Source organism: Candidatus Pseudothioglobus sp. uisw_070 (assembly GCF_059512545.2).
In genome coordinates this window covers 348,167-362,271 of record NZ_CM183456.2, presented here as the reverse complement: position 1 = coordinate 362,271, position 14,105 = coordinate 348,167, and the positions used below count along the sequence as shown (strand labels likewise).

Annotated in this window: 18 protein-coding genes and 1 tRNA gene; 9 read left to right on the top strand and 10 right to left on the bottom strand. The window is 36.7% G+C overall.

Going from position 1 to position 14,105, the window contains the following annotated elements:
- Window positions 1–47: 47 nt before the first annotated feature.
- The 3 genes from AC5YGD_RS01795 to lptG all read right to left on the bottom strand — a co-directional run bounded on the left by AC5YGD_RS01795 (window position 48) and on the right by lptG (window position 2,608).
- The gene (locus AC5YGD_RS01795) at window positions 48–1,151 is read right to left on the bottom strand and encodes a trimethyllysine dioxygenase (RefSeq protein ID WP_496141830.1); all 1,104 of its coding nucleotides are present in this window, start codon (window positions 1,149–1,151) and stop codon (window positions 48–50) included.
- A gap of 70 nt (window positions 1,152–1,221) precedes the next feature.
- Window positions 1,222–1,521 carry an ATP-dependent Clp protease adaptor ClpS gene (locus tag AC5YGD_RS01790; RefSeq protein ID WP_496141829.1) on the bottom strand — a complete coding sequence of 100 codons (300 nt, stop codon included), beginning with the start codon at window positions 1,519–1,521 and terminating at the stop codon, window positions 1,222–1,224.
- A 4-nt stretch (window positions 1,522–1,525) separates the two neighbouring features.
- Window positions 1,526–2,608, bottom strand: a complete 1,083-nt coding sequence (gene lptG / locus AC5YGD_RS01785) for an LPS export ABC transporter permease LptG (RefSeq protein WP_496141828.1) — start codon at window positions 2,606–2,608, stop codon at window positions 1,526–1,528.
- A gap of 46 nt (window positions 2,609–2,654) precedes the next feature.
- Here lptG and guaA point away from each other — a divergent pair, with 46 nt between their 5' ends.
- From guaA to tadA, 4 genes are read left to right on the top strand one after another with little or no spacing between them, the layout of a single operon-like run.
- Window positions 2,655–4,229 carry a glutamine-hydrolyzing GMP synthase gene (guaA, locus tag AC5YGD_RS01780; protein WP_496141827.1) on the top strand — a complete coding sequence of 525 codons (1,575 nt, stop codon included), beginning with the start codon at window positions 2,655–2,657 and terminating at the stop codon, window positions 4,227–4,229.
- Between the two features lie 39 nt (window positions 4,230–4,268).
- Window positions 4,269–4,472 carry a hypothetical protein gene (locus tag AC5YGD_RS01775; RefSeq protein ID WP_496141825.1) on the top strand — a complete coding sequence of 68 codons (204 nt, stop codon included), beginning with the start codon at window positions 4,269–4,271 and terminating at the stop codon, window positions 4,470–4,472.
- A 24-nt stretch (window positions 4,473–4,496) separates the two neighbouring features.
- Window positions 4,497–5,117 (top strand): LysE family transporter, encoded by a 621-nt coding sequence (locus AC5YGD_RS01770; protein WP_496141824.1) that lies wholly within the window; start codon window positions 4,497–4,499, stop codon window positions 5,115–5,117.
- Window positions 5,118–5,146: 29 nt separating this feature from the next.
- Window positions 5,147–5,596, top strand: coding sequence for a tRNA adenosine(34) deaminase TadA (gene tadA / locus AC5YGD_RS01765; RefSeq protein ID WP_496141823.1), 450 nt, complete (start codon window positions 5,147–5,149; stop codon window positions 5,594–5,596).
- 36 nt (window positions 5,597–5,632) lie between these two features.
- Here the strand turns inward: tadA and fabG are convergent, their stop codons facing one another.
- The 4 genes from fabG to rplU all read right to left on the bottom strand — a co-directional run bounded on the left by fabG (window position 5,633) and on the right by rplU (window position 7,958).
- Window positions 5,633–6,373 (bottom strand): 3-oxoacyl-ACP reductase FabG, encoded by a 741-nt coding sequence (gene fabG, locus AC5YGD_RS01760; protein ID WP_496141822.1) that lies wholly within the window; start codon window positions 6,371–6,373, stop codon window positions 5,633–5,635.
- A complete protein-coding gene (fabD, locus tag AC5YGD_RS01755; RefSeq protein ID WP_496141821.1) occupies window positions 6,366–7,301 on the bottom strand; it encodes an ACP S-malonyltransferase in 936 nt (311 codons plus the stop codon). Before fabD ends, fabG begins: the two co-directional genes overlap by 8 nt.
- 77 nt (window positions 7,302–7,378) lie before the next feature.
- A complete protein-coding gene (gene rpmA / locus AC5YGD_RS01750; protein ID WP_271541775.1) occupies window positions 7,379–7,636 on the bottom strand; it encodes a 50S ribosomal protein L27 in 258 nt (85 codons plus the stop codon).
- A 10-nt stretch (window positions 7,637–7,646) separates the two neighbouring features.
- Window positions 7,647–7,958, bottom strand: a complete 312-nt coding sequence (rplU, locus tag AC5YGD_RS01745) for a 50S ribosomal protein L21 (RefSeq protein WP_496141820.1) — start codon at window positions 7,956–7,958, stop codon at window positions 7,647–7,649.
- Between the two features lie 118 nt (window positions 7,959–8,076).
- Here rplU and AC5YGD_RS01740 point away from each other — a divergent pair, with 118 nt between their 5' ends.
- On the top strand, window positions 8,077–8,565 hold the full coding sequence (locus AC5YGD_RS01740; RefSeq protein ID WP_271541773.1) for a peptidylprolyl isomerase: 489 nt from the start codon (window positions 8,077–8,079) through the stop codon (window positions 8,563–8,565).
- Window positions 8,566–8,601: 36 nt separating this feature from the next.
- Window positions 8,602–9,309 (top strand): UDP-2,3-diacylglucosamine diphosphatase, encoded by a 708-nt coding sequence (locus AC5YGD_RS01735; protein ID WP_496141819.1) that lies wholly within the window; start codon window positions 8,602–8,604, stop codon window positions 9,307–9,309.
- Here AC5YGD_RS01735 and AC5YGD_RS01730 read toward each other — a convergent pair.
- The 3 genes from AC5YGD_RS01730 to AC5YGD_RS01720 are packed head-to-tail and all read right to left on the bottom strand — an operon-like array spanning window position 9,286 to window position 12,015.
- Window positions 9,286–11,097, bottom strand: a complete 1,812-nt coding sequence (locus AC5YGD_RS01730; protein WP_496141818.1) for an RNB domain-containing ribonuclease — start codon at window positions 11,095–11,097, stop codon at window positions 9,286–9,288. The genes AC5YGD_RS01735 and AC5YGD_RS01730 overlap by 24 nt on opposite strands.
- Before the next feature lie 50 nt (window positions 11,098–11,147).
- Window positions 11,148–11,807: a septation protein IspZ gene (locus AC5YGD_RS01725; RefSeq protein ID WP_496141816.1), complete on the bottom strand. Its 660-nt coding sequence runs from the start codon at window positions 11,805–11,807 to the stop codon at window positions 11,148–11,150.
- A gap of 4 nt (window positions 11,808–11,811) precedes the next feature.
- Window positions 11,812–12,015, bottom strand: coding sequence for a PP0621 family protein (locus tag AC5YGD_RS01720; protein ID WP_496141815.1), 204 nt, complete (start codon window positions 12,013–12,015; stop codon window positions 11,812–11,814).
- Between the two features lie 172 nt (window positions 12,016–12,187).
- Between AC5YGD_RS01720 and AC5YGD_RS01715 the strand changes: the two genes are divergently transcribed.
- From AC5YGD_RS01715 to AC5YGD_RS01705, 3 genes are all read left to right on the top strand, one after another.
- Complete coding sequence (locus tag AC5YGD_RS01715; protein ID WP_496141814.1) at window positions 12,188–13,105, top strand: alpha/beta fold hydrolase; 918 nt, start codon at window positions 12,188–12,190, stop codon at window positions 13,103–13,105.
- Between the two features lie 83 nt (window positions 13,106–13,188).
- A tRNA-Leu gene (locus tag AC5YGD_RS01710) sits at window positions 13,189–13,276 on the top strand.
- A gap of 93 nt (window positions 13,277–13,369) precedes the next feature.
- Complete coding sequence (locus AC5YGD_RS01705) at window positions 13,370–14,095, top strand: glycosyltransferase (RefSeq protein ID WP_496141813.1); 726 nt, start codon at window positions 13,370–13,372, stop codon at window positions 14,093–14,095.
- Window positions 14,096–14,105: the final 10 nt, after the last annotated feature.

The following is a 14,105-nucleotide window of genomic DNA, read 5'->3' as shown; positions in this document are numbered from 1 at the left end:
AGGCAATTTGAATCAAAATAAAATTCAAATTAATCTTAAATAAATAGTTAGACAGACCTCAACTTACTTTCAAAATCTTCTCGGTTATGATAACCTCCACAAAGCTGGCGATAACCGGTCAGAGATGAGCGCGCATGAAGGAGCCTCCAATTATCAAACGTTAAAACTTTTCCTGGATCCAGCATAAACTCAAATTGGCGGCTCCTGTCGTTTGCTAGATTATGAAATATCTTGTAAGCATCATAAAAATTAGCCATTTGTTCATTTTCAAGCCTAAAAGGCGCGCGGTCATGATTATTAAAACTGACTTGAATCACATCGCCATGATCATTGATCCGAAATAAAGGTCGGTGCGCCTCTAAATAAGTATCTGGCTTGATATAGCGCCCAGGTATATTTACCTTACACAAAATGTCGAAAGCATCGGAATATTCATGTCTCATTTTTTCAGCAATAGCAAGGCCATCAATTAATTGATTTTCACCTCCAATAGAGTCTCTCTTTAAGCAGTGCAATGTTTGAAGTCCTGGCGCATCATGAACATACGTTCCATCTGTATGTGGCTCAATAGCTAGTGATGTAAAAGCCGTATCGTCAGGATTTTCTAACTTATTATCCCAAACAGAAAACCCCCCAAAAATAGAATTTCTAACGTAAGCCATTCTCTCCATAAGCGCTTCTGTCGAATCCGAATTTGCCGGCGCTCCATTTACAAGAACAAAACCAATTCTTTGGATATGAGCCAGCCAGGTTTTTATTCCACCATCACCCATAACCTCTTCAAAGGACATTTCAGGAAACGCACTAATCTCTGAAGGCGTATTCCAAATTTTTGCCAAATTTATTGCATTTGTTTGAGGAGGGCTAGGGTCTGCCATAGATTTTAGAAGACTAAAAGAAAGGCAGCTTTGCGATTGATTCGTCCATTTAACATAGACACTTTCCAATGCTTCATCAACCCAAACTTTACTAACATTATTATTAAGGGGCTTACTGAACGAATCAATCTGGCGCTGCTTGGTATCTGGATGAAGGTCTTCCTCACTTTCACTGTGATCTCTAAGCCAAAACCAAGGATAACAGCTGGATGAGTTATCACTCCAAAAAATATTTAGCCCTTCGTCTAATGAATCAATTGCCTTAATAAACATAATAAATTATTAATTTGAATATAAATAATAGAGAAATTTTATTACTTGACTATGCCTAAACCTTAAACATTTATAAAATCACTTCCCGTAAAACAGACATCAGCGGTTGATCATTCTTTCTAGAATATTCAATGACTTGTGAAACTTTTGATTGAGCAACGTCGTATGAATAAGTTCCGCATACTGCCTCTCCATCAATATGAATTTTAAGCATAATTGCCTCAGCAGCTAAAAACTCTTTTTGAAAGAATCGCCTCAACACATCTACTACAAACTCCATAGAAGTATAGTCATCATTAAGAAGAATAACATCAAATCTATTTGGTATTTTCAGTTTTTGCTTTGCGATTTTTGAGTCGGCCTGAGTCATATAATTAGCTCATGGATTTTTGAATTAAAAATACTAATGAGACAACCATTACAATTATAGAGGGAAATATAGAGCTCATAAGAGGATTAAGGTCAAAGCTCAATGCCATTGCGCTCGCAATTCTTGACAGCATTTCAAATGATAGGCCAAGCGTAACCCCAAAAAATATTTTTCGACCCAAGGTTACATCCCTTGTAGATCCAAAGATGAATAACATTGCAAGCAAGATCATAGCAATAAGAGTAACAGGTTGAATTAAACGCTTGTACAGCTCCACCTCGAAAACCCCTGAGCGTAATTTATTATCAGACAAAAATCGAATCTGCTTAAGAAGGGTCCATGTTGAAAGGTCTTCAGGCTCTTTCTCTAAACTCTCTAACAAATCCTGATCAAATGAAACTGTTTTATTATAAGAATTACGATCTTTTAAAGAAATACCATCAAAAAAACTTGAGCCATCAATAGAAAAAATCTCACTGTCACTCATATCTAAAGAATTGCCATCAAATAGAGCATTTTCGGACTTAATAACTCTCTCAATCTTATTCGACGAGTTAACCTCAATTACTGTAATTCCACTAAACAATGTGCCATCGATATTTTTTTTAACATTAATAAAGTTATCGCCGTCCCTAATCCAAAAACCCTTTTGGCTGATAGACGCACCAGAATTTCCCAAAGCATTAGACCGACTACTTTCAGCAAAACTACTTGAAGTTGGAGCTAAAAACTCTCCTATAAAGATGAAAAAAAGGACAAAAATTAGAGAATTTTTTAAAGTCATTAATGTAATTTTTAATATAGAAGCTCCGGATACCCGGAAAATAAGAAGCTGCCCCGTTGTTGCTAAATGCCCCATACCTAAAATACAGCCCAACAATATTATTGGTGACGCCTGCCTGTATGCAACCTCAGGCAACTTAAGAACAATATAAGTAAAAGCTGACAGGATTGAATACTCGGCCTTTCCCACACTATTTAGCTCTGCTAAAAAGTTAAAAAAACTGTAGATACTAATCCAAACCACAAGAACAATTATTGTGTAGGTTAAAAGTGTTTTAGCAATGTAGCGATCTCTTATTTTCATTAAAATATAACTAATTATTTAGTTGGTTTTTTCAAATACACATTTTATGCCAAACATTCATCATAATAAAATCTTAATACTTGATTTTGGATCACAATATACTCAACTCATTGCAAGACGAGTGAGAGAAATTGGCGTTTATTGCGAATTAGTTCCGTACGATGTCAACCCCCATTTTATTGAAAAATTTAACCCGAATGGTATTATTCTCTCGGGCGGCCCCGATACAGTCAGCAAAATTGATTCAGCCAGAGCCCCTAATATTGTATTTGACTTAAATATACCAATTCTGGGAATCTGTTATGGCATGCAGACTATGGCAGTCCAGCTTGGAGGTGAGGCCAGAAGCGCTAAAAAAGCAGAATTTGGTTTTGCAAAGATTCGCGCCAGAAATCATTCTAAACTTTTAGTTGATATTGAGGATGAAATTAATTCTGAAGGTCATGGCCTTCTAGATGTTTGGATGAGTCATGGAATAGAAGTTACAAAATTACCAGAAAGTTTCGAGTTAATTGCATCAACTGAAAATTGTCCTATTGCTGGCTTTGCAAACAACAACAAAAGCTACTTCGGACTTCAATTTCACCCTGAGGTAACCCATACAAAGCAAGGAACTCAAATTCTAGAAAGGTTTATTACAACGATTTGTCAATGCGAAAAAAAATGGACAACAGATAACATTATTGATGATTTGTTGAAAAAAATAAAATCTCAAGTTGGAAACAAAAAGGTTCTACTAGGACTTTCTGGAGGAGTCGATTCTTCAGTTGTTGCGATGCTTCTCGATATGGCTATCGGTGACCAGTTGACTTGTGTGTTTGTCGATAATGGCTTGTTAAGGCTCAATGAGGGTAATGAAGTCATGAAAACTTTCTCTCAAAATCTTGGTGTCAAGGTTATTAGGGCTGATGCACAAGAATATTTCTATGATCAACTCTGTGATGAAAGTGACCCGGAATTAAAAAGAAAAATTATAGGAAGAGCCTTTATTGAAATATTCAATCACGAATCACAGAAATTAAAAGACATTAAATTCTTAGCGCAAGGCACCATTTATCCTGATGTAATTGAATCGGCAGGTGCAGCTTCAGGGAAGGCGAAAGTTATTAAATCTCATCATAATGTTGGCGGATTACCAGATGATATGAAGTTTGAATTGGTTGAGCCACTAAAAGAGTTATTTAAAGATGAAGTGAGAGAGATTGGAGTAAGACTTGGGCTTGCAAAAAAAATGCTCTACCGCCACCCATTTCCAGGCCCTGGTCTTGGCGTTAGAATTCTTGGCCATGTAAAAAAAGAGTACGCTGATATCTTAAGGCAAGCTGACTATATTTTCATGGAGGAGCTTAATAATCATGATTTATACGATAAAGTTGATCAGGCTTTTGCAGTTTTCCTTCCAGTTAAATCAGTAGGCGTTACTGGTGATGAAAGAAGATACGATTATGTCATAGCACTTCGCGCTGTTGAGACAATTGACTTTATGACCGCACGCTGGGCAAGACTTCCTTACGATTTCTTAGACCACGTCTCCAATCGAATTATAAATGAAATTTCTAGAGTCTCTAGGGTTGTATATGACATTTCAGGAAAACCACCTGCCACAATTGAGTGGGAATAACCTTAAAAGTATATTAAAATCAATTACTTATATAAAATTATGATTTGTATCAAAATAGAAATTCCTCAGGAAATATGTGATATTGATGATGAATTAAAAGCGATTTATCACAGTAAGGATAGTATTTGTATATGGTTATTCATATCAAGAATAGACAGAAATAAATTTATGGACGAAACTGCTGGAATGCTAAAAAATGACAGAGAAATGCATTTTGAATCTTTTTACAAAGCCAAGTCTTAATTCTATCAAAACTAATTAGCCATTATGTTGACAGCTTTTTTAACAGGTTTTTTTCTTGGACTCTCTTTAATTGTTGCTATAGGAGCCCAAAATTCTTTTGTTTTAAGGCAGGGCATTCTTGGACAGCATGTTTTTTATGTGGCTTTGTTTTGTGCGCTTGCTGATGCATTACTCATTAGTATTGGGGTAGCTGGGGTATCATTTTTCCTAAATAATATCATTAACCAGATATCGAATTTCCTCTTTGGATTTTCTGCTCTTTGGTTGACTGGTTATGGAATTCTCAGATTAAAGGCAGTTTTTAAAGCTGACATAATGGTTGAAATTGAATCGTCAAAATCAGAAGGACTAATACCGACTTTATCAATTGCTGCAATATTAACTTTTGCAAACCCACATGTATATCTTGACACCATGGTTCTTATTGGATCTATATCTCAACAGTTTTTTGGATATTATAGAATTGCATTTGCTCTAGGCGCCTGCTTATCTAGCTTTGTTTTTTTCTTCAGCCTTGCTTATGGCGCGAAGCTATTAGAGCCAATAATGTGGCGCCCATCGTCTTGGAGAATTTTGGACGGCCTAATAGCATTAATTATGTTTGCTATTGCCTTCAAGCTAGCCTCAGCAGGAAACTGGCTATAAGGCAATTAACTCTTTGTTAAAATCGACCTATGAATGAAGATGAAAAATGGATGGCTCTTGCACTCGAACAAGCCAAAAAAGCTGAAGAGCATGGTGAGGTTCCGGTAGGAGCAGTCTTAGTTAAAGACGAGCTTCTTGTTGCAAAAGCCCACAACCAACCGATATCAACAAATGACCCCACGGCTCACGCTGAAATTCAATTGTTAAGGATTGCAGGAAAAAAACTAGCAAACTATCGACTAACTAACACCTCACTGTATGTAACATTAGAGCCATGTGCAATGTGTTTTGGAGCGATGGTACATGCTAGAATTGAGCGTATTGTCTATGGAGCTCATGACCCCAAAACAGGAGTATGTGGATCATCCACAGATTTAAGAAACTTAAATTGTTTTAAACATCAAATAAATATTACTGGAGGCATCTTACAACATGATTGTAGTCAGATACTTCATACATTTTTTAAATTACGAAGATAATTTTTTAACTTATAAGAAAAACTTTCTTTGAATTTATTAAACTGTATACATGCCGCCGTTAACATGCAATGTTTGGGCTGTGATATACGAGCCGCCCTCACCAGCAAGAAACAATACAGACTGTGCTATTTCGTCAACTGTTCCCAATCTGGCCATGGGAATCTGAGAGGCTAGAGCTACTTTTTGGTCTTCAGGAAGCTTGTCGGTCATATCTGTTTGAATAAAACCAGGGGCTATTGCATTAACGGTAATGCCTCTAACGCCAACTTCTCTCGCCAAAGATTTAGTAAAGCCCATAATCCCAGCCTTTGCAGCAGCATAGTTTGACTGGCCTGCGTTACCCATAGCACCGACAACTGAAGTAATAGAGATAATTCGCCCAGACCTTTTTTTAATCATACCTCGCAGCACAGCCTTTGACATCTTATAGACAGAAGAAAGGTTGGTATTAATAATATCATCCCACTCATCCTCCTTCATTCGAACTAAGATATTGTCTCTCGTAATTCCAGCATTATTAACTAAAATATCTACAGATCCGTATTCTGCGGTAATACTCTTTAAAAGCTCAGAAATTTGCTCATTATCGGTTACATTAAGCATCATGCCTTTACCAAGGATATTGTTTTCAGTAAATATTTTAGATATCTTATTGGCACCCTCTTCACTCGTTGCCGTTCCAATAACTGTAGCACCAGATTTACCTAAAGTTAAAGCTATTGCTTGGCCTATGCCCCTACTTGCGCCCGTTACAAGGACTAATTTTTCGTTAAGCATTTGATATCTCCTCAATTGTAGATCTTAATGAAGTTGTGTCTATTATAGCTGAACCAGAAAGAGACTTATCAATGCGCCTTGTCAGCCCAGCCAATACTTTCCCAGGGCCAGCTTCAATTAGCTTTTCTACGCCTGACTCTTTCATTTTTTGAACTGTTGATGTCCAAAGAACTGGCTTATAAAGCTGTTCAACTAATTTTGATTTTATCTCATCAATATTACTTGAATAATCCGCATCAACATTATGGAGGACTTTCTCACTCCCCATTTGAAAATTAATACTATCAACTGAGTACTTATATTCCATTGCGGCGTCTTTCATAAGTGAGCAGTGTGATGGAACGCTTACCGGGAGAACCAGTGCCCTTTTTGCTCCAGCCTCTTTCATTAACTCGCATGCATGGGCTACTGCGTCTTTTTCACCAGCAATGACAACTTGTCCTGGTGAATTAAAGTTCACAGCTTCAACAACGCCTTTATCGCTCACTTTAAGACATATCTCAATCACTCTTGTATCATCAAGTCCTAGTATAGCGGCCATAGAACCTGAGCCGCTTGGCACTGCCAATTGCATGAGTTCAGCCCTTTTTCTGACTAATTGAGCTGCCTCAAAAAAACTTAAAGAACCAGAGGCTACAAGAGCCGTATATTCACCTAGGCTGTGCCCAGCAATAGAGATAGGCGTTAAATTAACTTCGCCTGCTAAAACTTTATAGGTCGCATAGCCGGCTGCCAGCATTACTGGCTGAGTGTTCTCAGTAAGGTTTAATAGCTCTTGATCTTCATTAACAATCTTCCATAGATCTAAATTGATTGCGTCACTTGCTTCTTGAAAAATCTCATTGACAACTGAGAAATTACTTCGAAGATCAGACAGCATGCCTAGAGATTGAGAGCCTTGGCCTGGAAAAACGATTGAATATTTCATATAAATACTAATTATAAATGAGATTAATAATAAAAAAGCGCCAGAAGGCGCTTTTTAAAATAAGTAACAGTAAATTACTAAGCTGTCTGGATTGAAACGTATTGACGATTAAATTTACCCTTCTTTTCAAACTGAACCTTTCCGTCAGCAACTGCAAACAAAGTATCGTCTTTACCTTTTTTAACGTTAGTGCCTGGATGAAATTTAGTGCCTCTCTGACGGACTAGAATATTTCCAGCTAACACCACTTGGCCGCCAAAACGTTTGACTCCAAGTCTTTTAGACTCTGAATCTCTACCGTTATTAGTACTACCGCCTGCTTTTTTATGTGCCATAGATTACCCCTTATGCCTTAATTTTATCAATTTGAATTTCAGTAAACAGCTGTCGATGTCCTTGCTGCTTCATAGAGTGCTTACGACGTCTGAATTTTAAAATGTGTACTTTTTTACCTTTGCCTTGAGAGATTACTTTCGCTTCAACGCTTGCTTTAGCAACATGCGGCGCCCCTACTTTCACTTTATCTCCGTCAGCCACCATTAGGACTTCATCAAAGGTAACCTTCTTTCCAGGCTCTATTTCAAGCTTCTCAATTTTTAGAGTCTCACCTTCTGTAACTCTGTATTGTTTTCCACCTGTTTTAATGACTGCGTACATAACAAAACCTAATCTGATTGCTAAAAAGGAAGGAATTATACTTGAACGTTGCTCTTAATGAAAGCACTGTTAATGAAATAAGTTATAATTCTCTGTTTTAAATAAACAGAGACAAAACATGATTATTTTAGAGACGAACATGGGTGAAATTCATATCAATGTTGACGCGGATAAAGCGCCAATTTCAGCTAAGAACTTCACTGATTATGTAGAAGACGGTTTTTTTGATGGAACCATCTTCCATAGAGTTATTCCTGGCTTCATGGTGCAAGGCGGAGGCATGACTGAAGATATGCAGCAAAAACCCACGAAAGCTAATATTGAAAACGAAGCTAAAAATGGCCTAAAGAACGTTAAGTATAGTCTTGCTATGGCAAGAACTGCCGCGCCACATTCAGCCAGTTCGCAGTTTTTTATTAATGTTAATGACAATCAATTTTTAGATTTTCCTGGACAAGATGGATGGGGCTACTGTGTTTTCGGTGAAGTCGTGGCAGGCAAAGATGTTGTTGATAAAATTGAAAAAGTTGAAACAATAAATTTAGGCGGTCATTCCGACGTCCCTGGTGAGGCTGTAATGATTATCAAAGCCTCTATTAAAGATTAATTTTATGGGGCCAGATTAATTCTGACCAATAAAAGTATGTTAACTTCATTAATAATCTCTGATTTACACCTTACAAACGTTGAGGGTGATAAGGTTAATTTTTTTAATAAGTTCTGTGAGGATTATGCATCTGAAGTAGATCAGCTATTTATTTTAGGAGACTTATTTAACACTTGGCTAGGCGATGACGTCTCACTTAAAAGCTACAAAGCTATTATTTCCACGTTAAAGGAATTAACAAAAGAAACTAAAGTCTTTGTAATGGTTGGGAATCGTGATTTTCTGCTCTCACATAATTTTGAAACTGAAACTGGCTGCATGTTAATCAAAGAGCCTTACGAGCTTAACCACAATACAAAGAAGTTTCTTCTTATCCATGGAGATAGTCTTTGCACTGATGATATCAACTATCAAAAATTAAAAAGGGTTCTCAGAAATCCACTCGTTCAATTTATTTTTCTGCATTTACCAAAAAATATTCGCCTCAAGTTAACAGGCCAGCTTCGCAAAAAAAGTGTTGAAGCTCAGAGCTATAAATCCTCAAAGATTATGGATGTAAACCAGCAGACTACTGACCTCTTAATGTCAAAGTATCCAGGCTATGAATTAATTCATGGACACACCCATCGTCAAAAAACTCATACTATGAAAAATTACACGCGCTATGTCCTTGGTGACTGGTCTCAAAATAAAGGTAACGCAATTAAATTAAGTGAAAGCCTAGAGTGGCTTAAAATTAACTGAGCGCTCAAAAAGATTAATTGAGCTGACCTTTAATTTCACTCTATCTTCAATAGTAACGTTTGATTTGAATTTAATTTGAGTCATCATCGCAAGAGATGGAATATTTATTAGAGCCTTCTCGCCATTTACTTTAACAACAATGCCCTCCCCTTCCCAAGTATTATTTTGCTTAAGGTATAAACACTTGAAGTGCTCAATACTTTGACGAATTGCTTTGTTTACTTTAGGCATCGATGAGTTCATTGCTTTAATCCTTTCTGTAATAGCATTGTCATCTAAAGTTAGTTGTTTGCTGACAAACCTTACCAATTGCTGCTGAACTAATAAATCTAGATAGCGCCTCATTGGACTCGTTGCTCTTGTGTATGCTGAGAGTCCTAAGCCTGAATGCATAGAGGGCTTTACTGTAATCTTAGATCTTTTAAATCCTCTAGAGGCTTCGAACGCTTTTGCAATAGTTAATTTTTGTATATTATCAATAACGTCTTTGCTGAAATCTCCAGCCTCTTGAGTAAGATAAGGCATTGAAATATTATTTTCAATTGAAAATTGGGAAATAGCTCTCCCAGCAATCACCATCATTTCAGCCACTAATTCTCTGCTATTAGTATCTTCTTGAGGCCTAATAAAAACCTTTTCATCTTTAACCTTAACATCAACACTTGGAAGGTTTAATTTGATTGCGCCATTATCATTCCTAAATGTCTTATGAGAAATTGCAATATTGTTTAACTTTGACAAAATTTCATTTTCATTTATGACTCTATCAGCATACTCATAACTCATATTTGTAACTTTTATTTCACTCAAGTGTATCTCGATATCACTTATTTCTGAGCTATCAAGCCTTAAGCCAATTGAGATGGCATGTGAAATCTCATTTCCACCCAAAGAGCAAACAGAAGATAGCTCTGGGGGCAGCATATGAAGAATTTGATCAGGGAGGTATAAATTTGAAGCTCTTTTTTGGGCAAAAATATCAAGCTCGCAGTCAATCTCTACATAACTTGCAACATCTGCAATATGAATCCATAGCTTATCTCCATCTATGCTAATAGCGTCATCTGCATCACTAGAATCGCTATTATCTATGGCAAGGCAGGTTAGGTGAGTTAGATCTTTTCTTGAAAGTTCTTTTGATTGAATTTTAATTTCTTCATCAGAATATATTTTATGTCTCTGTGGATAGGGATTCGTTAACTCAGACCAGTACTTAAGCTTAACAAGAAGTTCGTGAGCATTTTCTGGAGTATTTTCAATAGATAAAGCCCTCATTACCTTACTATGCTTTGATTGATTAAGAGCAACCTGCTCTATTTCATTGATCCAAACAATGTCATCATTATCAAATATATTATTATTTAAATTAACAACACACCTTTCCAAGCTTTCTGCTGCTAAAGCTTTTTCATTTCTTTGTTTTTGAATTATTTTGACTTGCTCGATTGGGCGAAGCATTAAAGCATCTTTAGCCCAATAGAAATATAATCCATCTTCAGACATTAAGTAAGTGCACCAAGCATTTTGGCTAGTAAAGTCATCAAAAATCCACTCAGTTATTTCTTGAAGCGATAACGAGTCTTCTTGAAGATCATTGAGGATACTCATATCTGCCTCACTGCATTGGTCGGTTACATTGGAGAAGTCAGGATGGATATAACGAAAATCTTTTTCTCTCACTTTTTGTGAAGATCCATCAGAAAAACTGACCTCATACTTATGGGTAGTTGAGGCAACAATCTTTGCCGGCTTCCCTTTGTATGCAACGAGTGCGCCAATTATTGACAAGAATTACTCCAATGTAAAGAATTTGATTACTGAAGACAGTAGATTTTCTATTAGGACTCTGCCTGCTTTTCTTTAATATGCTTGCTAATTGACAGCACAGTAATAACTATTAAGATTAAAGTAAGGCCTAGAGTTCCAAATAATTTAAAGTTTACCCAGGCTTCTTCAGTTCTTTGAGCAGATAAGCAAAGATTTTCTAGAGGCGTTTGAGCGCAGTCAAAATTACTCAGATCTATCTTTGGATCAACTAGTATTCCGCTGTCTAAAAATTTCTGCCTGGCCAAAAGTGCAGTATTTACAAAATAACCATTAACAATTGCAATACCTACAAAACCAAAACCCCAAAACCAAGTTAAGCGAGTCCAAATATCTCTAGGAAGATCAAGCTCTTTACCCATCATTCTTTCGAGCAGCGTCTTACTTCCAATCCAGTTACTGGCGATAAGTGCAACTGCAAATATCACATATAGCACACTCACTTTCCACATAACGAATGCAGGATCTCTTAATGCAATACTGATTCCGCCAAAAACTATCAGCAAAATAAAAGTAAGGACCTGAGAGGTCACAAACTTTCCAGTTGTTATTCTGGCATACATCATTTGTGCAAAAGTTGACGCAATCATTGCATAGATAGCAGCGTAAAGTCCGAAGAATTTATACACAACAAAGAAAAGGATTATGGGACCAAAATCAAATAGAAACTTCATTTATTTACTCCGAATGCTCTTTAGAGCAAAAAATTTTACCATTTTTAATAATAGCATCCTGCTCTGGAATGTAAGTTTCACAAACTGAACATGCAAGCATTTTTTGCCCAGTTTTTTTCTTTGAAGAACTAACTGAGCCTTGACTTATGAATCTCTTAATAAGAGAAAATCCAACCCAACCCAAAAGTAATGCTAATACATAACTCATTATAGAAAAAACCTCAAGAAATTAGAACTTATAAAAGATAAATTTTACATAAATAATTTATCTTTCTGAGTTAAAGGTTTAATCACCCCATTAATATTTATTATTTGTACGTATTTATTAAATGGGCTACTATATTATTCGTAAGTAATTAAAGAATAAAATTATTAATTTTATGCAAACCGAAATTCATCAAAGCCCAACAGGCTCAAAAATTAATCTACATAGTCTTTTACCTTTAGGTGAAGCTAGGGCTGTGGTCCATATAACTCACGGAATGGCTGAGCACTCTAAGAGGTACTTTCGATTTGCATTGGAGTTAACAGCCGCTGGCTTTGCAGTTTTTGCTCATGACATGAGAGGTCATGGACGAACTATAGCCGATGATGCGCCTCAAGGAGTGTTTGCTAAATCTGATGGACTCAATAAAGTATTAGAAGATCAAAATGAAATTATAAATCTAATTAAAGAAAGGCTTCCTAATAGGCCAGTAATTTGCTTTGGACACTCTCTTGGCTCAATCATTAATTTAAACTTTGCATTAAAGTATCCAAATCAAGTCAATGCTCTTGCATGCTGGAATAGTGGAATTGAAACAGGGCTATTACCTAAGGCCTCAAGAATAATATTAGCAATAGAAGGTTTTTTTCGTAATCAAAACCTTCCAAGCTTAATTGCCTGGAAACTTTCATTTGAGGCTTGGAACTCAAAATTTAAACCGAACCGAACTAAATCTGATTGGCTATCTCGGGATGAAAATGAAGTGGACCTATATGTCAACGACCCTTATTGTGGGTTTGAAGTATCAATATCTATGTGGAGAGAGGTGCTGGGTGGCATTTTCTATGCAGGCAATAAAAAAAACATACAAAAATTACCTAAAGAGCTTCCAGTTCATATTGTTGGCGGAGCTGAAGATCCATGCACTCAAAATGGAAGTGACATGAAAAAACTAGCAACAAAACTTCAAAACAGTAGACTCTCTGATGTCACCTGCACGATTTTAGAGAGAACTCGTCATGAAAGTTTAAATGAAATTAATCGCGATCAAACAACCAAGCAGTTTATTAAATGGCTTGAGGAAAGGTTTTAATAATTCTTTAGCTTTTCTTAATGAGTAATTGATAAAAAAAATATTATCGATAGTATATAATTTCTCGTTCTTCATCCCTCTTCGCCCGGATGGTGAAATTGGTAGACACACAGGACTTAAAATCCTGCGCCTTTAACGGGCGTGCCGGTTCGATTCCGGCTCCGGGCACCACATAAAATAAAGCAAACAGTCTGACATTACAAGTTTTTTTTAATACTTAGTTATGCTCTATAATTAACTATAGCTTTCAATTTTGATCTACCTATGAATATAATTTGCATGAAATGGGGCAGTAAATTCTCTCCAGAATATGTAAACCGTCTATACGCAATGGTATCTCGAAATATAAATTCCAAGTTCAGATTTGTATGCTTCACTGAAAATAGTAAAGGCATTCGACCCGAAGTAGAGATACAAGAACTCCCCGAGCTAGGACTTCCAACTGGATCACCCGAGCGCGGCTGGAGGAAGCTCACTGTATTTAAAAAAAACTTTGGCGGTCTTTCTGGGTCAACGCTGTTCCTTGACCTGGACATCGTAATTGTCGGAAAATTAGATGCATTCTTTAGTCAACCGGGTGACTTTTTAATTGCACATGACAAAAAAAAACCAAAGAAGAGAGAGGGGAACTCCTCAGTATTTAGGTTCGAGATTGGAAAATACGCGCACATACTTAACTACTTTGAGAAGAACTCTGAACAAATAAAAAATGAGGTGCGCCACGAGCAGGCCTATCTGTCACGCGAAATTAATAAACTAGGTAAACTAGAATATTGGCCAGATGAGTGGGTCCCTAGCTTTAAGTATAAATGCTGCCCTTCATGGTTTAAATCTTGGTTCGTTGCCCCTTCAATACCTTTAGGGGCTAAAATTATCCTGTTCCATGGTTTGCCAAATCCCCCTGAAGCTATTGCAGGACGGAGTGGAAAATGGTATCGGCACATTCAACCGTCTCCATGGATTAAAGACTACTGGACAACTAATGAATAAAAACAAAAAA